Annotated in this window: 15 protein-coding genes; 8 read left to right on the forward strand and 7 right to left on the reverse strand. The window is 62.9% G+C overall.

The genetic code is table 11. The features are described 5' to 3' along the window. The first annotated feature begins 262 nt into the window (after positions 1–262). The 4 genes from AC1DT6_RS03110 to AC1DT6_RS03125 all read left to right on the forward strand — a co-directional run bounded on the left by AC1DT6_RS03110 (position 263) and on the right by AC1DT6_RS03125 (position 5,536). A complete protein-coding gene (locus AC1DT6_RS03110) occupies positions 263–1,408 on the forward strand; it encodes a glycosyltransferase (protein WP_441626138.1) in 1,146 nt (381 codons plus the stop codon). 133 nt (positions 1,409–1,541) lie between these two features. Continuing rightward, on the forward strand, positions 1,542–2,630 hold the full coding sequence (locus AC1DT6_RS03115) for a glycosyltransferase family 4 protein (protein ID WP_441626140.1): 1,089 nt from the start codon (positions 1,542–1,544) through the stop codon (positions 2,628–2,630). A 410-nt stretch (positions 2,631–3,040) separates the two neighbouring features. Beyond that, on the forward strand, positions 3,041–4,342 hold the full coding sequence (locus tag AC1DT6_RS03120; RefSeq protein WP_441626142.1) for a glycosyltransferase: 1,302 nt from the start codon (positions 3,041–3,043) through the stop codon (positions 4,340–4,342). A gap of 51 nt (positions 4,343–4,393) precedes the next feature. Then, entirely contained in the window at positions 4,394–5,536 is a 1,143-nt protein-coding gene (locus tag AC1DT6_RS03125) for a glycosyltransferase (protein WP_441626144.1), read from the forward strand. 188 nt (positions 5,537–5,724) lie between these two features. On the opposite strand, the gene AC1DT6_RS03130 is transcribed toward AC1DT6_RS03125, so the two are convergent. The 3 genes from AC1DT6_RS03130 to AC1DT6_RS03140 form a co-directional block, all read right to left on the reverse strand. Beyond that, entirely contained in the window at positions 5,725–6,429 is a 705-nt protein-coding gene (locus tag AC1DT6_RS03130; RefSeq protein WP_441626146.1) for a glycosyltransferase family 2 protein, read from the reverse strand. A 164-nt stretch (positions 6,430–6,593) separates the two neighbouring features. Continuing rightward, positions 6,594–7,949, reverse strand: a complete 1,356-nt coding sequence (locus AC1DT6_RS03135) for a lipopolysaccharide biosynthesis protein (RefSeq protein ID WP_441626148.1) — start codon at positions 7,947–7,949, stop codon at positions 6,594–6,596. 184 nt (positions 7,950–8,133) lie between these two features. Further along, positions 8,134–9,129, reverse strand: a complete 996-nt coding sequence (locus AC1DT6_RS03140) for a ChbG/HpnK family deacetylase (RefSeq protein WP_441626150.1) — start codon at positions 9,127–9,129, stop codon at positions 8,134–8,136. A 32-nt stretch (positions 9,130–9,161) separates the two neighbouring features. On the opposite strand from AC1DT6_RS03140, the gene AC1DT6_RS03145 reads away from it, so the two are divergent. Genes AC1DT6_RS03145 through AC1DT6_RS03155 form a run of 3 tightly spaced genes read left to right on the forward strand, consistent with a single transcriptional unit; the run spans position 9,162 to position 13,074 of the window. After that, positions 9,162–10,340, forward strand: a complete 1,179-nt coding sequence (locus tag AC1DT6_RS03145) for a polysaccharide biosynthesis/export family protein (protein WP_441626152.1) — start codon at positions 9,162–9,164, stop codon at positions 10,338–10,340. A gap of 11 nt (positions 10,341–10,351) precedes the next feature. Continuing rightward, a complete protein-coding gene (locus tag AC1DT6_RS03150) occupies positions 10,352–10,816 on the forward strand; it encodes a low molecular weight protein-tyrosine-phosphatase (RefSeq protein WP_441626154.1) in 465 nt (154 codons plus the stop codon). After that, positions 10,813–13,074 (forward strand): polysaccharide biosynthesis tyrosine autokinase, encoded by a 2,262-nt coding sequence (locus AC1DT6_RS03155; RefSeq protein WP_441626156.1) that lies wholly within the window; start codon positions 10,813–10,815, stop codon positions 13,072–13,074. The genes AC1DT6_RS03150 and AC1DT6_RS03155 overlap by 4 nt, the downstream gene beginning before the upstream one ends. A gap of 183 nt (positions 13,075–13,257) precedes the next feature. Here AC1DT6_RS03155 and AC1DT6_RS03160 read toward each other — a convergent pair whose 3' ends face one another. The 3 genes from AC1DT6_RS03160 to AC1DT6_RS03170 form a co-directional block, all read right to left on the reverse strand. Beyond that, positions 13,258–15,120 (reverse strand): serine aminopeptidase domain-containing protein, encoded by a 1,863-nt coding sequence (locus AC1DT6_RS03160; protein ID WP_441626158.1) that lies wholly within the window; start codon positions 15,118–15,120, stop codon positions 13,258–13,260. A 100-nt stretch (positions 15,121–15,220) separates the two neighbouring features. Continuing rightward, the gene (locus AC1DT6_RS03165; RefSeq protein WP_441626250.1) at positions 15,221–17,554 is read right to left on the reverse strand and encodes a polysaccharide biosynthesis tyrosine autokinase; all 2,334 of its coding nucleotides are present in this window, start codon (positions 17,552–17,554) and stop codon (positions 15,221–15,223) included. Positions 17,555–17,639: 85 nt separating this feature from the next. Further along, the gene (locus AC1DT6_RS03170; RefSeq protein WP_441626252.1) at positions 17,640–19,106 is read right to left on the reverse strand and encodes a mannose-1-phosphate guanylyltransferase/mannose-6-phosphate isomerase; all 1,467 of its coding nucleotides are present in this window, start codon (positions 19,104–19,106) and stop codon (positions 17,640–17,642) included. A gap of 470 nt (positions 19,107–19,576) precedes the next feature. On the opposite strand from AC1DT6_RS03170, the gene AC1DT6_RS03175 reads away from it, so the two are divergent. Then, positions 19,577–20,653 (forward strand): DUF1839 family protein, encoded by a 1,077-nt coding sequence (locus tag AC1DT6_RS03175; RefSeq protein WP_441626160.1) that lies wholly within the window; start codon positions 19,577–19,579, stop codon positions 20,651–20,653. 46 nt (positions 20,654–20,699) lie between these two features. Here the strand turns inward: AC1DT6_RS03175 and AC1DT6_RS03180 are convergent, their stop codons facing one another. Continuing rightward, the gene (locus AC1DT6_RS03180; RefSeq protein WP_276288170.1) at positions 20,700–21,422 is read right to left on the reverse strand and encodes a Crp/Fnr family transcriptional regulator; all 723 of its coding nucleotides are present in this window, start codon (positions 21,420–21,422) and stop codon (positions 20,700–20,702) included. Positions 21,423–21,732 lie beyond the last annotated feature (310 nt).

Here is a 21,732-nt window from a genome sequence, read left to right on the forward strand (position 1 = left end):
CCGCCATCGCCAACGTCGAGCAGTGACTCGCCACGCGAGTCGGTTCGGCGTCATGCCGCAGCTGGCGCGCGCCACGCCGCAGCCGTCGTCGATGCAGATGCGCGGCCCGCGTTCCGCCCCGAAGCCGCGCTGAATCTGTGTGCTAGCAAACGGTGCTGACAGCATGGCAGCCGTACATTGGCGTCAAACCGCCATTCCGGAGTTGGCGCCACTCGCGTTGCAAGTGGATATCCGAGGCTGAGGGAACTGAGAGGCAGGCAGGATGATCGACATCTATCACAACATGCTATGGCCCAAATACAAGGGCGCGGTCTTCAGCGAGGCGTTCTCGCATGCACGCCAGCTTGGCCGGAGCGTGCGCTTTTCTCACGTAGTACCGACTGACGGCGGCCGCACGTCAATGAGTAACGTCGACGCGAGCTATCACAAGTATCCGCATCGAGTGCTGTTCGACCTCCCCTATGAAGCGATCCCCCGCTGGAAGCTCTGCCTGCGGCTGGTGCAGGAGGTGTGGCGCTCGCCGGCTGACATCGTGGTGATGCCCGGATATCACCTGATCGAGTACTGGGCCATGCTGCTTGCTTGCATGGTGCGCGGCAAACGGCGCGCCGTCTTCTGCGACGCCACGGCCATGGATCAGCCTAGCAATCCGATCAAGCATCGCCTGAAGGTATTCTTCTTCCGACACTGCGACGGCGTATTCGTCTACGGACAGCGCGGCTACGCCTACGCCGTGTCGCTAGGGGCCGAGCCGTCGCGGGTATTCGACCGTTGCCAGGCGGCGGCCCTGCCACATGGGTACCGCCCGGAACACGCAGAGAAGCGTCGCCTGGAACTGGCGCCATCGCCTTCGTCGCCCAGGTTCCTCTTTGTCGGACGAATCTCGGAAAAAAAGGGGGTCAAGGACCTTCTGCGCGCCTTTGCCCTGGTCCTGCGCGAGCATCCGCTCGCCACCCTGGTCCTGGCCGGCCCGTGTGATGACAGGCCATCGCTGGACCGGCTCGCCGGCGAACTCGGCGTGACAGCGGCAACGGAGTTTCTTGGCCCGATGGCCATTGACAAGCTGGCCGCGGAGTATGGCCGTGCCACGTGCCTCGTGCTGCCAAGCCATAGCGAGGCGTGGGGCCTGGTGGTCAACGAGGCATTGAGCTATGGCTGCCCCGCGGTGGTCAGCGATCATTGCGGCTGTATTCCGGAACTGGTGCTGGAAGGAGAGACCGGCCTGACGTTTCCGGTTCGCGACATCCAGGCACTTGCCGGCGCCCTTGGGCAGGCGGTACGGATCTTTAGCGATGTCGAAGTCACGGCCCGCAGGTGCCTGGAAGTCATTGGAGAGTTCACGCCGGCGGCGGCTGGACGCACCATCGTGGACGGGTGCATCACGATCCTTGAGGAGGCACGACGCTGAACGTTGCCGCGCAACGCACCGGCGGGCTACGCCGCGTGGTGCCGCGGCCCGAGCAGGCGCACCTCGGCAAAAGCCGCAACAGCGGCGCCAGGCACGCCACGGAAACACAAGGCTATCGATGCTGAGGAACAGCATGTCCAATCGAGTTATCTTCCTGGGTCCACTGCCACCGCCCGTGCATGGCTATTCCGCGGCCTGCCTGCGCATGCTGGAACACTTGCGCAAGCAGGCCAGCGTCATCACGCTGGACACTGGCTGGGCGGGCACCGGCAAGCTCGCGCTGGCAGGTAGCCTCTGCCGGCGGTTCATGCTCTGGATCCGGCTCCTGTACGCCTGCCTGTCGCAGCGGCCCCGCTCTTTCTACATGGGCATATCAGGCGGGCTCGGGCAAATGCTCGATATCCCCTTTGCACTCACGGCACATCTCTTTGGCTTGAGGATCTTCATCCATCACCACAGCTTTGCCTACATCAGCAGGGCGCGCTGGTACACGCGCGCGCTGCTATGGTGCGCGCCGGGGGCCACGCATCTTGCGCTGTGCGACGGCATGGGCGAGAAGCTGATGCAGATATACGGCCTGCCCGCCACGCAGGTACGCGTTCTGCCCAATTCGAGCCTGGTTGACTTCGAGCAGGAGGATGTCCCCCAGCCATCGCAGCGCCACAAGCTCACGATCGGCTTTCTTTCGAATATCACCACGGCCAAGGGCATCTTCACCTTCTTTGCCCTGGTGCAACGCGCCCAGGAACTGAACCTGGACATCGATGCGCGCATCGCCGGGCCTGTCGCGCAGGAAATCCTTGCGGATTTCAACGCGGAGCTCGCCCGGACACCCGCCGCCCGCTACGTCGGCGCGGTACATGGCGAAGCCAAGCATCAGTTCTTTTGCGGCATCGACGTGCTGGTGTTCCCCAGTACATATGCGAACGAGGCCTCTCCGCTTACCGTGCTTGAAGCCCATAGCTATGGCATTCCGGTCATCGCCAACGACCGCGGCTGCATTGCCTCGATGATTCGCGGCGACGGCGGACTCGTAGTCGCCCAGGGAGCCGACTTCGTAGCTGGCGCGCTTGCGTTCCTGCGCAAGCAACAACCCCAGCTTACGCAAATCACTCACTTGCAGGCATCGCTGCGCGACCAGTTCCGGATCGATCGCGAGCACGCGGGAGAAACCCTGGGTCAGATCGTCCAGATGATATGCCACGCTGAACATGCACGCTAACGGTCCTGAATCTGAAATTCGTTGAGTAGATAAGCCTGCCGAGACGGCGTGCACGCCTGGGCATGAAGCGCGGTAAGGCTAGAGCCCTGCGAGCTAGCGCTGCAATAGCAGTTGGACTCCATGGCACCCACTGCAAACCGCCTATGTGTGGCTTGCCGAACGGTGCAAGCATCCGCGGCGCGGTACGTTTGTGTAGAGCAATAGGAAGTTCGTGCCGGTTGTGCAGTGTTCGATGCGATGGCTGTAGAAATGGCAGCCCACGGGAAACGCGACCAACGCTCCCCAGTGGACACGATCGACACCTCCACCCAACTAGATCCTGACCTATTGCCCAAACTATGCGCCGGCACCGTCCTTGCATTTGAACGTCCTGTGAGAAGCGTCAAATCCGAGCTTTGGGGTAACTGTTAATGCCGCTCATTCAAGCCGAAAAGGCGCCGAAGTCTCTCGCTCGGCTTTCCTCATATCTCTTTCTTGTTCAAATCGCGGCCTATGCCTTGCCGTTGGTGACAATACCGTTGCTGACGCGCGCCCTGGGCAGCGATGGATACGGTCGCCTCATTGCTGAGCGTCTGCCTTCTTCCAATTATGTTGCGCGCCGAAGGCGCAGCGATGAATTGGCTGATTGTGGAAACAGGAATCGCCATTTGCATGATTCTGATGGTGAACAAATCAAACATCCCAAAATTGGCTCCAAGATGAAGATCTCCATCATTATTTGCTGCTTCAATTCCGCAGACCGGATCACGCAGACGTTGAAGCATTGCGCCTATATGGCGCAATCTTGCCTGCCCGCAGACCAGTGGGAGATAATCGTTGTCGACAATAATTCCAGCGACAATACTCAAATGCTTGCCAGGCTCGCGTTGAATGAGCCTGATTGTTCCGCACTTAGAATTGTCAAGGAAGGACGACAAGGATTGGCATATGCGAGGCGGACGGGCGTCTTGGCATCACGCGGCGAATTCATCTGCTTTATCGATGATGACAACCTGCCCTCGGAGGATTATTTTCCGGAAATTATACGGATCTTTGAAAATGAGCCAAATATCGGACTGATCGGCGTTAGTACGCGATTGCCCACTGGCTCACGATTTCCCGACGATGTTCAGGTACATGCCACGAGCTATGCCGTGGGACGGCAATACGATCAGAGCGGCCGCCTCGATCATGGCTCTCCAGTCTGGGGCGCCGGAATGGCTTGTCGAGCAGCCGTTATCATCAGGCTCTATTGCTTTGGTTTTGTTCCCATTCTCAGCGGGAGAGCAGGGAAATCACAATTGGCTGGCGACGATACGGAACTATGCTTGGCAATTAATTTGGCGGGCTATGACGGATGGTACCAGGATAGCGCGCAAATTGTACATGCGATCGATCCTCGCCGGATGAACCCGGTCACCCTGAGGAAGATGATTTCCGGCTTCTGTGCAAGCCGCCCGATTATTTCGCGATACGCGAAAATTGCAAATGGGATGACGCTGGCAAGAACCATCGGATTTGTTCCGCTCTATTATCTTTCGACCGCCATCCAGATAACAAAGCTTACTTGCATCTCCCTAAGAGAGCGAGCGGAAAAATCATCAGACATGGATCTCTTATGGCCGAGAGTCAGAGGGCTATTTATTGGCTGCTTGCTACTCGCAAAAAAATACCGAATGCAATCCGTGAACGTGAAGAGAATTGATATAGTCAAAGCGACATTCAAAGAATGAGTGAGGAGTTTCTTGTTTCAATGCTGCCTGCGACGGCGACGGAGTAGTGAAATGAATATACTTCATGTTACCCCAACACTCAATCCCGCCACTGAAGACGTTTCGGCGTACGTATCTCAGTTCTGCCTTCAACTTGAATCGATGGGGCATACATGCAACGTCATAACCCTCGATAGCAGCAAGGAAGCGCGCCATTGGCCCCCAGATATCTCCTGGGAGGCGGTTGTCGATAAAAATTCCAAGTTCGGTTTTTATTCAGATCTCTGGCACCTACTGAGTCGGCGTGCAGCCGCGGCCGATGTAGTGCTGATTCACGGCCTTTGGCAATTGCACTCCATCATTTCCGGGCATATTTGCAGATCGCTTGGCGTCCCATACTATGTTTTTCCACACAGCACGCTGGACCCGATCATAAACAAAAAATACCCATTAAAATACATAAAGAAAATAATATATTGGCTCGCCTTTGAATGCAAAAATCTAAATTCGGCCAACGATATATTTTTCACGAATCCCGAAGAACAGAGAAAGGGAATCACCGCTTTCCCATTTACAAAATTCCAGGGAAAAATTGTTCCGACAGGAATTAAAAATTCCGCAAAAGATTTGGAGCAGCTCGCCGACTCCCTGGCGCAGCACAGACCGAACGGCACTCATGCGAGAAGGCTCTTGTTTCTCGGTCGGCTGCACGAAAAAAATGGCTGCGATATATTGATAGATGGATTCTCCAGAGCACTCTCCTCCGTGGAGGATATCGAACTCGTTTTCGCGGGCCCGGGGCCGGAGGAATATATCAAGGAATTGAGAGTCCGCGCGGACGCCGGCGCCGGCCTGGGGAGAATACATTTCACTGGATTAGTCGAAGGCGATGAAAAGTGGGGACTCCTGTCAAGCGCGTATGCCTTTATATTGCCGTCACACCAGGAGAACTATGGCCTGGCCATTGCTGAGGCATTAGCCGCTTCAATACCCGTAATTATTACCAACCAGGTAGATATTTGGCGAGAAATACAGAGTAGCGGTGGAGGAATTGTGAGTTCGGACGATGCAGAAGGGGTCTGCTCGGCAATCATCCGCATGATGCTATTGCCCCGGGAGGACTGGATAGCGATGCGTAATAGTGCGCGACGCTGTTTCGATCGAAATTTCGATATCTCCGCTGCGGCGTGCAGGCTCATCGAGGCTATGGATTGAGGAAGATTCCGATATACGGAATCAAACGACGGAGAGGGCACTCATTTTTCCGAGTCGACAGATTCCAAGGAAAGCCAGCTCCGCTGCGATCGCGGGCATGCCGCACGGAGCGGGTATCCTGAGCACGGCAGGCCGGTCATCCGCCCGGCCGCCCCGAATCGCGCCTGGCACGACAAGGACCGTCCTTCCTACAGGAACTTGCGCAGCACCGCGCTTCCAAGGGCGCGCAGCGTCGCCAGCGGGCCGAGCCTGGTCAGCAGGATTCCGAATTTCTCCAGCCGCTTACGGTGCGGGTGCGCTGCGCTCATTCCGCTTTCCTCTGTCGACGACAGCGTCACGCCGAGATAGTAGAACGCTTGTTTGGAGAAGCGGAGGTAGTACTGCAGCACAAAGTCCAGGTCGGCGTAGATCGGCCAGCGCTCGTCATACCGCAGATCGCAGATCCAGAATGCCATCGCCTGGTGGCAGGCATGGATGATCCCGGCCTTCAGCACATCGACGACATCCGCGGACTCGTGCCCACGCACGCTGATATTGTCGCCATACACGAGACGGCATTCCGGCTTTTCCCCGACCGCCTCTGCGATTCTCTTCAGGGCGAACTCATCCGCGAAACAGTCGCCCGAGTTCATGAAGTTGACCCAGTCCCCGGTGGCATGGCACAGGCCCTTGTTCATGGCGTCGTAGATGCCGCCGTCCGGCTCGCTGATCAACACATCGATTTCCTGCCGTCGCGCCTGCATGAGTTCGACCGACCCATCCTTCGAGCCGCCATCGATCACAAGGTACTCCAGGTCAAACCCAACGCGTTGCTGACTGGCCACGCTGTCCATGGTGCGCGCCAGACCATCGCGATTGTTGTAGTTCACGGATATGACGGAGATTCTTGTCATCTCGAACCCTGAAAAAAAGCGGCAAAAAAATAATCGCTGCCATCAGGAAAGGGCGGCCCGGGTTGCGGGACGTCTCCAGACAGACAACGACATGCTCTCCCGGTTTCCCGCCGGCGTCAGGGTTTCGGCTGCGCACGAGCCGGCAGCAGCCGAGCGCGGTACAGTTACCTCGGCTGACGAAGAATCCGTAGCGCGCCCCTTGGCAGCATCCATAGCGTGGTGACTGAATTGGCGACAATCAGCGCGATCACAACGTACTGGAAATTGATGTTGCCCGTGAGCAGAAGCAGCGCACCCAGCACGCCAGCAACCATCAGCTCGGACATGCCCACCCTACTCAGACTTGCGAACGCCTTAGCCCCCATTAACACCGGAATGCCCGCCTGCGTTGACACGATGATCGCAAAATATAGCGCGCATAGCGATGCCGTGGCATTTGAGATCACAAACTCGGACGATGTCCAGAACGTAATGACATAACCACCGAGAACCGCTGCCCCGGCAATCACCAGGACGCCGTAGGCGGTATAGAGCAGGCTCAGCTTCTTGTAGAGCGCAAGGAGCCACTGTGTATTCCCGTCGAGAAGATGGCGATGGGCTATCGGCCAGAGCGGCTGGTTGATCATCCATACCGCGCTGCTCAGCAGCATGTTGGCCCTGAACATCAATGCAAGCAGGGCCGCATCCTGCGCGCGTCCGGACTCATAGCACAGAAGCACCGCGCCCTGCTGCAAGCAGGCGCCAGAGAGTTGCGCCAGCAGGAAGGCCCTGGAATTCACAATCAGTTCCCTGGCCAGGCCCGGCGCACGAACCCCATGCGGCAAGCCAACCCGTTTCAGCACACTGGCGAAGCAGCCGAATTTTGCCAGGATGAAACCCAATTGGCTGGCGACGAACAGGGACACCACGTCCGCCGTGGCGTCCGACTGGGACGCCACGTAGATGAAGAGGACATTCAGGATGTTGGACGCGGCACCAATGAGGTTGTTGACATGCTGACGGTTTTGTCCCTGGTTGACCGACTCTCCGAGCGAGAATACGAAGATCAGCGCATTGCAGCACAATGCGGCAACCAGCAGATTGAAATACTCCGCCGAAAACAGCTTGGCGCCGCTGCCCTCCAGCACCGGCCGGAACGCCAGCGCCAGCACGATGACCGCACCAAGCAGTGCGCTGAGCCATAGTGCCGACTCAAGCACCACGGCCGGCAGTGTGCCTTGTTTGCGTTTGTCCGCGGCATGCGCCGACACCGTCGGCCATACGCCGATCGCCACCAGGGTCAGCCAGGTCGTGATGCCGTAGTAGACCATGATCGCGCTGAAATCCTCAGGATTGAGCACTCTCGCGAACAGCGGGATGCTGATCACCTGATAGGCAACGCTGGACCCCTTCGAGACAAAGGAGCTCATCACGGCGAGCCGGATCGACCTCATATCCTGCTTCTCTTCCGCGTTCGCCATGGCATCGCCGAACTCAACGGCCGTAGCGGATTGGGCGTCCGTGGCTCCCTTTCCTTGCATCGTTCATTTCCTCGTGATCGGCTCGCCTGCCGCGCATCACTGGCGCTGATTCCGCCATGGTGCGGGATGCCGTTGAAACTAAAAATGTGCGCCAGCAAACAATGCGCGCGGCGGGCCCCATGGCGCAGCGGCGTGCCACACGAGCCGTGTTGGCATGGCGATCAATTCGGGCGCGGGCGATGTCCTATAAGTCTCCATAGCGCCGCAGCGCGATGCCGGCGCTCTTGAGCTTCGCAGCCAGTTCGGCGGGCTGGAGCAACGGCGCGGACTCGTCCCGCCGCCAGGGTTCGGCGAAGCCGGGATGAACCGACATCTCTGTCACGCCATCGCGCAGGATTGCCGGCAACCGCAATGCCCAGCCGGGCTCGCGCGGGTCCGCCGCGATGTAGTAATCGGTATGCCGAAGTCCGGAAAAGTGATGCAGCAACCATACGTTCAAGGCACCGCGTATCGCATTCTTCTGGAAATAGCAGTTTTGCGGCCGGCGGGCCCATTTGATGCCAGCCTGCAACATCTCCTGTTTGATCGCGCGGATGACCGCGGGGTACTTGTGCAAATGCCCATGCCCGTCGACATGCGTGACCTGCACGCCGTGATCGCGCAATTCGGTGAGCTGCTGGCGAAACGCCTCTCTTATATCCTTCTCCGCGAGCAGGCCTGCCATGGCGCGTACCCGCTGTGCCTTGCACGGCCGAAGCATGCCGTCGCCGCCGCAAAGGGACGACTTCCCAGCCTGTGCTGCAAGCCGCCCTTCGACGATATTGAAATGCAGGCCGAATGACAGCTGCTTGCGATGCTGCCTGGCGTAGTCATAGGCCAGCCTGGACGCGGGACACCCGGCCAGGATGGTCGCGCTGGTGAGAAGACCGCCTTCGAAGCAGGAAATGGTCGCCTTGACGGTGTCTTCGTCATACCCGAAATCGTCGGCGTTGATGATCAAGCTTCGCATCGTCTTCTCCAGCGCTAGCCGGGTTGCAGGAAGGGAGAAGGCGTGGCCCGAGGGCAACCCCGAGCCATGACACGCCCCTGCACGCAGGCTACGCAACGCTACTGCCTCAATCCGTGCGGCCGCCCACACTCCATCCCGATTCCGGCCACGCGGCGCAACCCCGCGGCCAGTGTGCGACAGCGCACCGAATCTGAACGAGCGGCTTTCTAAGATGCGATCATCCGTGGACATGGCATGCCTTGCGATGTCCGTTTGGAACAAGCATGGAGAATACCGTGAACGCATGCAATGATGAGCCAGAATTCCGCACCGGCGCTTCGCTTCGCAATACGATTCTCTCGCGCCTGACCTTGCTCGGCGCCTCCGCTTTGCTGGCAGCCTGCGTTGCCGCCTCGCCAGGGATGACGATGAGTTCCCGGGCCTCTACCACCGCGATGGGGTCGGACGCCGAGGTCGACGTGACGCCGATCACCCTGGACCTGGTTCGTGAACTGAAGGGCAAGAGCAGGCCGACCAATCAAAGTGTGGAAGAACTGTACGCGACACCGCAGCCTTACCGGATCGGTCCCGGAGACATCATTTCGGTGGTGGTCTGGGATCACCCTGAACTGGTGTTCCCGACGCAGACGTACAGCATCGGCGCCGCGTTCGAGATTCCGACCTCCAGCGGCGGCTCCAATGTGCCCGGCTATGTGGTCAGCGCCCAGGGCGATATCCAGTTCCCGTATGCGGGCGTGCTGAAGGTGGCCGGGAAAACCGCCAACGATGTGCGCGACCAGATGGCGCGCATCCTGTCGCGGGTGGTGAAGGATCCCCAGATGACGGTCCGCGTGCTGGGCTTCCGCAGCCAGCGCATCTATGTCGACGGCGAGGTGAAGACGCCGGGCATGCAAGCCATCGACGACGCGCCGATGACCCTGGTGGAGGCGCTCAACCGCGCTGGCGGCGTATTGAACCTGACCGGCGACAACAGCCGCGTGCGCGTCACTCGCGGGGAGCAGAGCTGGTACGTCAACATCCCTGCCCTGCTCGCCAAGGGAGTGGATCCCGCACGCATCATGCTGCGCTCCGGCGACATCGTGCGCGTCGAGCAACGCGAGGACAGCAAGGTCTTCGTCACCGGTGAAGTGGTGCGGCCGGTTTCGCTGCTGATGCGCAACGGGCGCATGTCGCTTAACGAGGCGCTGGGAGACGCGGGCGGCGTCAACCCCGGATCCGCCAACGCCGAGCAGATCTTTGTGATTCGCAAGTCGGCCACCGATGAACCGAAGGTGTTCCACCTGGACGGGACCTCGCCGATTGCGCTGGCCATTGCCGAGGGCTTCGAGCTCGAACCCAAGGACGTGGTCTATGTCGACGCAAAAGCGGTGGTGCGCTGGAGCCGGGTCATGAGCCTGCTGATCCAGCCGGTCGTGGGCACGGCAAGCATCGCTCGTCCGTAGTGGAGACGGCGATGATCCGCTCGATCCTGGTCGTTTGCCTGGGCAACCGGTGCCGCAGCCCGATGGCGGAGAGCCTGCTGCGGCGCGCCTTGCCCAACTGCCGAGTGCGCTCGGCCGGACTCGACCCGCCAGTGGGCGCCACCGCCGATCCGCGCGCCACCAGCCTGCTGGCGATGGAGGGCTGCACCCTGGAGTCCCATCGCGCCGTTACCGTCGACGAATCACTGATCGCCGTCTCCGACCTGGTGCTGGTGATGGACAACGAGCAACGCGACGAGCTGGAACGGCTCTACCCGCAGGCACGCGGAAAGACATACAGGCTGTGCGAGTTCTCACATGTCGATGTACCAGACCCCTACGGTGGCTCACAAGGCATGTTCGTGCTCGTGTTGGGGTTGATCAAGCAAGGGGTTGAATCGTGGTCGGCTCACATACAAGCGATCACGCCGGCAAACAGCTACGGGGAAGCGTCATGAATATAGTCAATTCGCGGAATCAGGCTCCGGAGACGTGGGACGATGGCGGCAAGCCGATCGACTTTACGTCCTATGTCGATGTGCTGGTCCGCTATCGCCGCACATTCCTCGTCGTCGCCGGGGGGGTGATCTGCGCCGGGCTGGTTTATGCGATGCTGGCCAAGCCGGTCTATCGCGCGGACATCGTCGTGCAGGTCGAGGACAGCAATGCCGGCGCTGGCGCTGCCGGCAAGCAGACGGCAAACGTCACGCCCGTGTTTGACGTCAAGCCGGCTGCCTCCGCGGAGATCGAGCTGCTGCGCTCACGCATGGTGGTGGGCAAGGCGATTGACAGTTTGCATCTCGACATCAAGGCCTCGCCCCGTTACTTCCCCGTCGTTGGGCAAGCCATCGCCAGTTTCAACAAGGAGTTGTCGACGCCCGGGCTGTTCGGCTGGGGCGGCTTTGCCTGGGGCCAGGAAAGCATCAGCGTGGCGAGCCTCGAAGTCCCGCCCAAGCTGGCCGACAGGACGATCCAGCTGACCGCGCTGGGCGGCAAGCAGTACCGCGTGAGCTTCGCCAGCAACGATGTCAGGTCGACCGGCACCGTGGGACAGCCGCTAACCATCGACACACCGCAAGGCAAGGTCAGCATGTTGGTCAGCGAGCTTGATGGCCGACCTGGCAGCGTCTTTTACGTGCAGCAAATACCCCGCGCCGCGGCCATCGAGGAGTTGCAGGAGAGCCTCATGATCCTGGAGCGCGGCAAGCAGAGCGGCGTGATCGGCATGACGCTCGAAGGCAACTCCGCCGAGAAGACGGCCGCCATCCTGAATGAAATCGGCGCGGAGTACGTCGAGCAGAATGTGCGCCGCAAGGCTGCGGAAGCCGAAAAATCCCTGGCTTTCCTCGATCGTCAGCTGCCCCAGCTGAAGCAACAGGTGGAAACCGCGGAGTCGCGCTACAACGCGATGCGCAATCAGCGCGGTACCATCGATCTGAGCGAAGAGTCGAAGCTCATCCTTGGCCAATCCGTGCAAATCCAGACGCGCCTGCAGGAACTCAGGCAAAAGCGCCAGGAGCTGATTGCGCGTTTCACGAGCAATCACCCGACCATCGAGATCATGGACTCCCAGATCGCCAGCCTGAATGCACAACTGAATGGCGTGACCGGGAAAATCCAGAAGCTGCCGGATGTCGAGCAGAACGTGTTGCGCCTCATGCGTGATGTCAAGGTCAGTACCGAGCTCTACCAGTCGCTGCTGAACGACACCCAGCAACTCAGGCTGGTGAAGGCAAGCAAGGTCGGCACGGCACGCCTGGTGGATACCGCCGAGGTACCGCTCAAGCCCGTGCGGCCCAACCGCAGCATGATTGCCGGCGTGGCGCTGGTGCTGGGCTTGCTGCTGGGCCTGCTGGCGGTTGTCGTGCGGCGCTTGCTCGACGGTGGCGTCAGCGATGCCGACGAGGTGGAAAAGTCGACAGGACTGACGGTGTACTCCACCATCCCCTTCAGTGCGCAACAAGCACGCCCGGAAGCCGCCAGGAAGGCGGGCGGCAAGGACGGCGGGCGCTGCGATGTGCTGGCTCACCTGGAACCCGGCGACCCGGCCATCGAGAGCTTGCGTAGCCTGCGCACCGCCCTGCAGTTTGCCCTGGCCGGCAGCCGCTCGCGCGTCGTGGTGGTCACCGGTCCGGCGCCGGGCGTCGGCAAATCGTTCGTCTGCGCAAACTTCGCGGCGGTGCTGGCCTCCGGCGGCAAGCGCGTCGTGCTGGTTGACGCCGACCTGCGCCGGGGCAGTCTCAATCATCGCTTTGGCGTGGCGCGTAGCCCGGGCCTGTCGGAGGTGTTGACCGGCACGCCGCTGAACCAGGCGATCCGCCGTCAGGTCCTGCCTGGGCTGGACGTCATCCCGACCGGCACCGAGCCGCCGCACCCGGCGGACCTGCTGCTCAGCGAGCAACTGGATACCCTGCTCGATACCTTGAAGGCACAGTACGACGTTGTGCTGATCGACACGCCCCCGGTGCTTGCCGCTTCCGACGCGGGCATCCTGGCAGCCAGGGCGGGCGCGGTCTTCATGGTGACCCGCGCCGACCAGACCACTGTCGGCGAGATCACGGCGGCGGACAGGGCCATCCAGCAAGCCGGCGGTGAGATCAAGGGGGTACTGTTCAACGGCCTGCGTATCGATGGCCGCTGGTACAGGGCGCACTACCACTTCGGCAAGTATCGCTATCTCAACCAGTACGGCACCTCACGCATCAAGCGCGCCTGAACCGCCGCTACGCGCAAAGGGCCGATGCCGTGAGGGCATCGGCCCTTTTCCTTTGATGGCCGTGCGCAAGACAAGCCTCGCAATGGCAGTCGAAAACAATGACTGGGGGACAGGGCTTCCGGCGCTCCCGGCTGGACGAAATCCAGCCCTCGCGGCAGCGCCAGGCGGTCTGCCGCGGCAGCCCTATGGATTCGCGGAGTTGAACAGCCCCGCGGTGCGGTAGGCGGGCTCGGACGCGAGGGGCGGCGCTTGTGGCGATTCATCCGTGGCCGCGGTGTCGGCCGCCAGTTCGGCTTCGTGCCGCATGACGTGCCGGACCAGGAACTCTGCGAATGCCTGGCGGCTCGCGGGCAGGAACAGCGAATGGTCCAGGCACGGCAGCGTGTGCAGCTTCACCCGCTCCAGCTCGCTGAGAGCCTTCATGTCGCCCCCGAAGCAAAACGCTGCTTCCTCCAGGCCGAGATCGCCCGTGCCATAGAGAAAATCGGTATACACGCCACGCCGGTTCAGCTCGCCCATGGCATGGCAGGCGAAACCGCTGACCGTGGCGATGTCGGCCGCGCCGCGCAGCCGTGCCATCAACCTGGCGTGGCGCTCGGCGGCACGGCGCGCGACCCGGCCAGCCAGGCTCGACACAATCGGCCATGCGTGAATCTCGCCGCTCAGCAGGCGCTGCCAGTTTTCCGGCTTGCGTGCCGCCACGAGGTAGCCTCGTATCGATTGCAGCTTGCTTCCGGCCGCGGCGTCGTCCGCAAGATCCCAGCGGAACTTGACGAGATTCGCCATGACCAGCCCACTGACACCCGCGTTGGCAAGCGCCGCGTGCAAGCTGAGATAAGCGCCCGAGCAGACGCCCGCAAGCACGATGCGCCTGAAGCCCCGGGCTCGCATCCACTCGACCGCGGCGCATACGTCCGCGCACGGCGGCGGCGAATAGATGGAAGGAATGCTCATCTGCCTTGCCGCTGCCGGGCTGTCGCCAAGCGCGGCTACGTCGAGCCGCAAGGCAGCCACGCCCAGGCGGGCGAGCTGGCGCGACAGCGTGACGAAGATCCTGCCATCGCCAACATGATGGTTGCCACCGGTATTCGGGAAAATCACCGCGGTGCCGGCCGGCAGGCGCTCGCGTGGCGCGCAAAGGATGCCGAACAGGCGCCCCCCGCCCAGCCAGACCGGCTGTTCGAAGCCGCCATCCACCTGCAAGCCCTGTGTCTGCCTGACGCGCGGTTCGCCGCGGTGCGGCCGCAGCCGTGCGGGCGCGGCGCCGGGCCGCAGCCAGTCGAGCAGTCTCCGCCAGGCCCGCTCGGGCACGGTGGCATACTCGGCCGACTGCATCATGGCGGGGTATTCGTCAAACCCGCCAAGTTCGACTTGCACTCCCGCCGCTTCGTAGCTCGCCGCCAGCGACGCCACCGCCGAGGCCGTGCCAGGCCAGGCATCCAGCATCAACACGCGCGGCGCCGGGCAAGCCCGCCGGCGCGCCAGGTTCAACGCGCCGATCCGGGCCACGGTTTCCGGTACAAGGCGGAATGCCAGGACTTGCTGGGCGCCGTCCTGCGCAGGCGCCACGGCGAGATCGGGAATCGCCCTGCTCAGCCAGTTGCCGTGGAGTGCCCGCAACTCGCGCAGGTAGGTACGGCCATTGGTCGCGGGCGCCAGCAGGATCAGGCCAGCGGCAGCCGTGCTGTGGTGGGTAGCCATGGCTTCAGCCGCAAGCACCGCAAGGGTTGCCCCGAGGCGCAGGCCGCAAAGCACCACCCGTTCGACGCCGGCCAGTTCGCGCAGCCGTGCCGCGGCCGCGACAATGCTCGCCACGGCCTGCTCGACGAACCTGGGGTCATCGTCGCCGCCGCCCGAGTCCCCGCTGCCCGGATAGTCAAAGCGCAACGCTGGCAGGCCCGCGGCGGCAATATCATCAGCCAGGTGGCGCCAGGCGCGATGCGACCACATGGCTTCGTGCCCGCCCGGCGCGCAGAGGACCACGCCGGTTCTCCCGGTCTCGCCGTGAAGCCAGCCGGCACAGCCATGCAATATGACGCGCTTCATGCCGACTCCCCGCTCGCGCCCGCCCGGGCGCTGCTTTCGCCTCCGATTGCGGCGCTGGCAAAGCCCACGCAGAAACGGGTACGCTCGCCAGCGCCAGGCACTATGCCATCCGCTCCACGCCGGCTGCGCGCTCCAGCTTTGGCACGCTGGGCGCGGGCTCGGGCATGCCCAGATAGGGATTGATGCTGTTGAACTCGGCACGGTTGCTGCGGCGCGCCGTCACGCCGTTCAGAATGCCACCCAGAAGCCGCGCATGCGAACGGGCCAGGCGCTTGAGCGTCTCCTCGACCTGATCCGGCGGTGTCTGGTCCGCGCGCACCACAACCAGTGTCGAGCCGGCAATATTCGCCACCAGCGTGGCGTCGGCCACGGCCATCACCGGCGGCGTATCGACGATCACAAGGTCAAAGCGGCTAGCGCACAGGCGCAGGCATTCCGCCAGGGCGGGACGCATCAGCAGTTCGGAGGGATTGTGAGGCGTCGCCCCCGTAGTCAGGATCGACAAACCGCTGACGACGGTGGGACGCACGGCGGCAGCCAGCGTGAGCTGGCCCGCCAGTATCTCCGCCAGACCGCCTTCAGCCCCCTGGTCGAACCAGCTCGCCACCTTGCCCCGGCGCATGTCGGCGTCGATCAGCAGCACACGCTGGCCGGCTTCGGCAAACAGCACCGCCAGGTTGATGGCGGCGAAGGTCTTGCCCGCGCCCGGTGCGGGGCTGGTCACGGCCACCACGCCATCGGCCGCGCTTCGCAAGCCGAAATGCAGCGCGGCGCGCACGCTGCGCAGGCCCTCCACGGCCAGGGAATGCGGGGCGCTTCGCGCCAGCAGATAGCGGTCGTGCAGACCCTGGCGCAGCAAATGCTTGATGAAATCGGGATAGGATTCGTCGAGCGCCTCCAGTGCCTGCCCCGGCTCGGGCCCCTCCAGCCGAGCCGCGCCCGGCGCCGCGAAGCCAGCGGCAATACCCAGGCGGACCTTGGCCTCGATGAGACGCTCCAGCTCTTGCTGCTCGCGGCTGTACGCAATGTCCCCGAGCATGGGCATGCCGAGCAGCGCTTCCGCTTCGTTGGCGCTGGCGACGGTCTGCTTCGTGCGCTGGCGCACGCTCACGCAGGCAATGCCAAGGCACAGGCCAAGCAGGCCACCGCCGGCGGTCAACGGCCAGGGCCCGGGCCCCACCGGCGACATCGGCACCACCGCATTGTCGACGACGCGGACCTGACTACTGTGGTCCGAGACAATCAGCGACAGTTCCTGGACCTTGTTGCGCAAGGTCATGTACATGTCCTCCGCCACTTTGACATCACGCGTGAGCGACACCGACTCACGCTCCGACATCGAAAGATTCTGCATGCGCGCATCCAGCTCTTTGCGCTCACGCATCATCTGGGTAATCTTGTTGTCGACGGTGCGTACCTCGTTGGATTCCGTGGTGAAGCGCTGCAGCAGTCCGGTACGTTCCATCTTCAGCGCGGCGATCTGCTTCTGGTAGTCGATGCTGCCATTGAGGTAGGACTGCGCGTCCTGCGAGGGCTGCATCGACCCGGAGCGCGAACGGTAACGCGTCAGCGCGGCTTCGGCGCGCTCAAGCTCGCCCTGTACGCGCGGCAGCTGGCTGGAGAGAAATGCCAGCGTGCTGGCCGCGTCGTCGCTGCGCTGCGCGGTCTGCCCCGAAATGTAGGAATTGGCAACACCATTGACCAGCGCCGCGGCCAGTTTCGGGTCGGGATTCTGCCAGGTGATTCGCGCCGTACCGGCTTCGCCCTCCTCGCTGCTGACCTTGAGCTCCCCGGCGATCGTGCTGACCATGGCCGCCAGGTCGTGCCGCGTAATGGTGAAGCGCGTGCCGGGCAGCGCATCGACGCGCGTCACCAGCAATTCCACACCGTTGCCGGTGGCAGGCTCGTCGACCTTGCCCTCAAGCAGAACGGCATCCGCCGAGCGCAGCACGAAGCGTTGCTCCGGCAAGACCTCGAACATCAGCGGCTCGTTGAACAGGCGCTCCGGCACGGTCATCTTGTCGACCACGAGCCGCTGCGCGCCCCATGCATAGCCAAGGTTCGCCGGCCAGGGCGCGCCAAACCTGCCCGGTGTCGCAAAGCGGGCCGCCAGGCTGCCCAGCAGCGGCGCCCGTAACGGCTCGGCGGAGATATCGAGATGCAGGTTCTCCACCACCGGGCCGACCATCGCCCGGCTCTTCAGCAAGCCGATATCGAAGGGGGCGGGCTTCGCACCGCGCGCAACCCCCTGTGTAGCGGCATCCCTGGCGCCAATCTGCACCAGCGCCTCGGCGCGGAACTGCCGCGGTGTCGACAGCGCCAGCAGCGCCGCAACCGCGGCACCCGCCAGGCCAGCGGCAAGGATCCAGCCGATATGATCGAGCATCGCGCCCGCGGGCACGATGCGCTCCGGCGCGACGCCGGCAAATGACATTTTGCTCACAGCAAATTCCCCCGCTAGGTTCGTCCCCGCCTTGCCTGCGCAGCGGGCAAGCGAGGCCTGCTCCCATACCGCAGTGCTAACCGCGCCCGTAGTTATCTTCGAACCGGACGATGTCATCCTCGCCCAGATAGGCACCCGACTGGACCTCGATGATTTCCAGCGGTGTCTTGCCCGGGTTCTCCAGCCTGTGCAGCGTGCCGATCGGGATATAGGTGGACTGGTTTTCGGACAGGATGCTGACCGTGTCGCCGCAAGTCACGCGTGCGGTACCGCGTACCACCACCCAGTGCTCGGCACGGTGGTAATGCATCTGCAATGAGAGGCTGGCTCCCGGATCCACGACGATGCGCTTGACCTGGAAACGCTCGCCGTGATCGATGGAGTCGTAGCAGCCCCAGGGGCGCTGGACCTTGCGATGATTCACCACCTCGCATCCGTGATCGGAGCGAATGCGCTGGACCACGTTCTTGACGTCCTGCACATGCGCCTTGTCCACGACCAGCACGGCATCCGCCGTCTCCACCACCACCACGCCCTGTACCCCGACGCACGCGATCAGGCGTCCCTCGGAATGTGCCAGGCAAGACGAAGCGCCATCGAACAGCACGCGTCCCCGCCCCACATTTCCCGCTGCGTCCTTGGAAGCGATATCCCAGATCGCGGCCCACGAGCCAACGTCGGACCAGCCAGCGTCCAGCGGCACCAGCATGCCGCTCACACCGGGCAAGGCCTCCAGCTTCTCCATCACCGCGTAGTCGATGGAATCCGACATACAGTCGCCAAAGGCTTCCTTGCCAATGCGGAACGTGTCGCCGCTGCGTTCACCGGTCTCATATGCAGCACGGCACTGCAGGTACATTTCCGGCTGCAGCTGGCTGAGCGCCTTGAGCCAGACCGACGCCCGCACGACAAAAATGCCGGCGTTCCACCAGTAGTCGCCCGACGCCACGTAGTGCTCGGCCAGTTCCAGATGGGGCTTCTCCACGAAGCGCTCGAGCGTGAAGGCCCCGCTATCCTCGTTCACGCCGGCGCGGATGTACCCGTAGCCGGTTTCCGGCGCAAGCGGGCGCACGCCCAGCGTCACGATGGCGCCACGGTCGGCATGCTGTATCGCCGTCGCCAGTGCCTGGCGAAATGCTTGCGGATCCGCCACGCTGTGGTCTGCCGGGGTCACGACCAGGACGGCATCCTCGGTCTCCCCCAGGCCGCCGGCCGCGTGCAGCGCGGCCATCGTCAGCGCGGGCGCCGTATTGCGGCCGCAAGGTTCGGAGAGGATCCGCGCGGGCTTGCCGGCTCGCTTCATCATCTCCGCGATCATGAAACGGTGGTCCTCGCCGCAGACCACCATCGGCGCCACTTCCTTGCCCGCCGCACGGCCGGCCAGTTCCGCCAGGCCGTCGAAGCGGCGCGCGGTGGCTTCCAGCAGCGTGTCATCGGCAACCAGGTTCAGCAACTGCTTGGGATGCTGCTCGCGCGACAGCGGCCACAGCCTGGTGCCGGCGCCGCCGGCCAGGATGACTGGCTGGATCGCGGTTATCGGCATGGACTGCACGCCTGCATCGGCGGACACTGCTATTGCCGCGCCGTCCGGCTGGTACGCGTCCCGAGTCGTTGCGTTCATCTTGCCTCCTTGCCTGCCGCAGCCCGGAAAGGCTGCGGATACTCGCCACGTGCGCGGAACACGGACTGTGCATTCTTCATCCGGGGGATCACCGGCGCGCATGCACTCGCGCCGCGCAGCGCCGGGGGTAACGCTTCCGGACATGAGGCCCGCCTGGGCCGGACGGTCCGGCGCATACTGACAGCCAGTGTAGGGAGCGGGAGCGGGGGTATCTGTTCGCTGCCGCACACGCCAGCCGCCAGGCTGTCCCCGCGCAAATGCCCCTGCCATTGTCGTGCCCTCTGTTGGGCAACGAACGGATGGAAAGCGCCAATACGGTTGCAATGGCAGCAAAGGCGCCTACCGGTTTTCGACGGACCGGGCAGCGCGGCAACAGACGCAGGAGGCGGAAGATGAAACGGGACGCTGTACTCATAAGCGGCGGCGGCGCGGACAATATGGCGCGGGCAAGGCCGCGTGCCGCCCGCCCGGCGGAGCTTGCCACCAGTACAGCCGCTACCGTAAGCCATCCGCACGTGCTGCATGGCGCGGACGCGATCTGGCAGGAGACCAACTGCTATATGGACCTGTGGATCGAGCTGTTGCATGGCCGGGGACTCGATCCGCGCGCCGCGCTGCCATTCACGGTGACGCAGGATTTCGAAGGGGACCATTTCACATTCTTCAAGTATCCGCAGATGGATCTGGAGTTGCTGTACGGCACCGTGGTGCAGGAAATGCCGGTCTATGACACGCTCGAGGCCCACGTCGTCGCACAGGTCAGCCGCGGCCATACCGTGCTGGTGGAACTCGACAGCTACTACCTGCCGGACGTACGCGCGACCGCCTATCGGCGCGAGCACGTCAAGACCACGGTGGCAATCGACCGCATCACGCCGGCGGCGCAGGAGCTTGGCTACTACCACGGCCTTGGCTATCACACGCTGGCCGGAGAGGACTACCGCGGCGCCATGCGGCTTACGCCCGAACTGAGCGGCAACGGCAACATACTGTTCCCCTACGCCGAGTTTGCCCGGCAGGCGAGAGCGCCGCTGCGCGCCCGTGCGCTGGTCAATGCTTCGGTGTCGCTGATGCGCCACCACCTGACCCGGCGCCCCACAGCCAATCCGGTCAGCCAGTGGCGCACGGCTTTCGGTGGGCAGATGGAAGTCCTGCTGGCGCGTGGAGATGCTTACTTCCACCAATACAGTTTCAACCTGCCGCGGCAGCTCGGTGCCGGTTTCGAGTTGCTTCATCATTATCTTGGCTGGTTGGCCGAGCACGATTACAGGATCCCGGCAGCGGCGGCACTTGCGGCCCGAGCCGTTGCCACCGAATGCAAGGTGCTGCAATTCCGCCTGGCGCGGGCCGTGGCGCGCCGGCGGCATGACGACTGCGCGGATTGCCTGGAAACGCTCGAGGCGTCCTATGAGCGCGCCATGGCCGGGCTGGTCTCGGCGTTCGGCTGTGCGACTCGCCTTCACGCCTGAGGCCAGCGTCGGCATGCCGGCCCCGGTGCGCCGGGGTCCGCTCTGTTCAGGCGTGCGCCAAGGCAGGCAGCAACCGGTCGTACTCGCGTTTGACGAGCTTGTAGCATTCGCAGGATTGCTTCTCGAGCCCGCAACGGTCCAGCACGGTGATATGCCCACGGCTGTGGTGGATGAGTCCGAGGTCCTCCAGCTTTCCGGCTGCCTCTGTCACGCCTTCGCGCCGGACACCGAGCATGTTCGCAATCACCTGCTGCGTGATCACAAGCTCGTTGGAACTCATCCGGTCGATCGCCAGCAGGAGCCAGCGGCACAATTGCTTGTTGAGGGAGTGATGGCGGTTGCAGGCCGCGGTCTGCGCGATCTGCGTCAGTACCGCCTGCACGTAGAGCAGCGTCACGCGCTGCAGCACCGGTGTGCGCATCAGCTCATTGCGCAGATCGCGGGCTGCGATGCGATAGGCGAAGCCCGGGCTGCGCACTTCCACGCGGCTGGGCATGGTATCGCCGCCGGTGACGACCGGGATGCCGACCAGGCCCTCGTTGCCGATGGCCGCGAACTCGACCGTGGCACCATCCTCGAGCAGCGAGAGCATGGAGACCACTGCCGTGGTGGGAAAGTAGACATGGACGATGCGCTGTCCCGAATCCGTCAGCAACTCCCCCGCGCGGAGCCTGACCAGTTCGAAGTGCCGGCACAACACCTCCCACTCGTGGCGCGGCAACGCGCTGAGCAAATGATTGACATGCAGATCTGACCGATGCGTGATCATTTTCGGACCTCCCTTGGACCCTAGGATCACGGCTGGTGCCAGCAAGACATCCTGATGCCCTTATGACTGGGCACTACTGTCAATGCCGTTCCACCCGTTGCAAACAACCGCTGACTTTCCGCCAGCTGGTGTATCTGTATTAAGCGCCACGCAACTCCGTTGTGACACTGGGCAGACGGCTAGTACTAGATCATCCCTTGGTAGGTTGGAGATGACACGGGCGGACACCGGCGGTCGTGCCCGCTTGGGCGCGCAAGCGAGGCCCGGCGGCTGCGCAGGCCATGCCAGGAGTGGGAATCAGCGGCGCGTC

The organism is Cupriavidus sp. 01L45 (genome assembly GCF_056399885.1).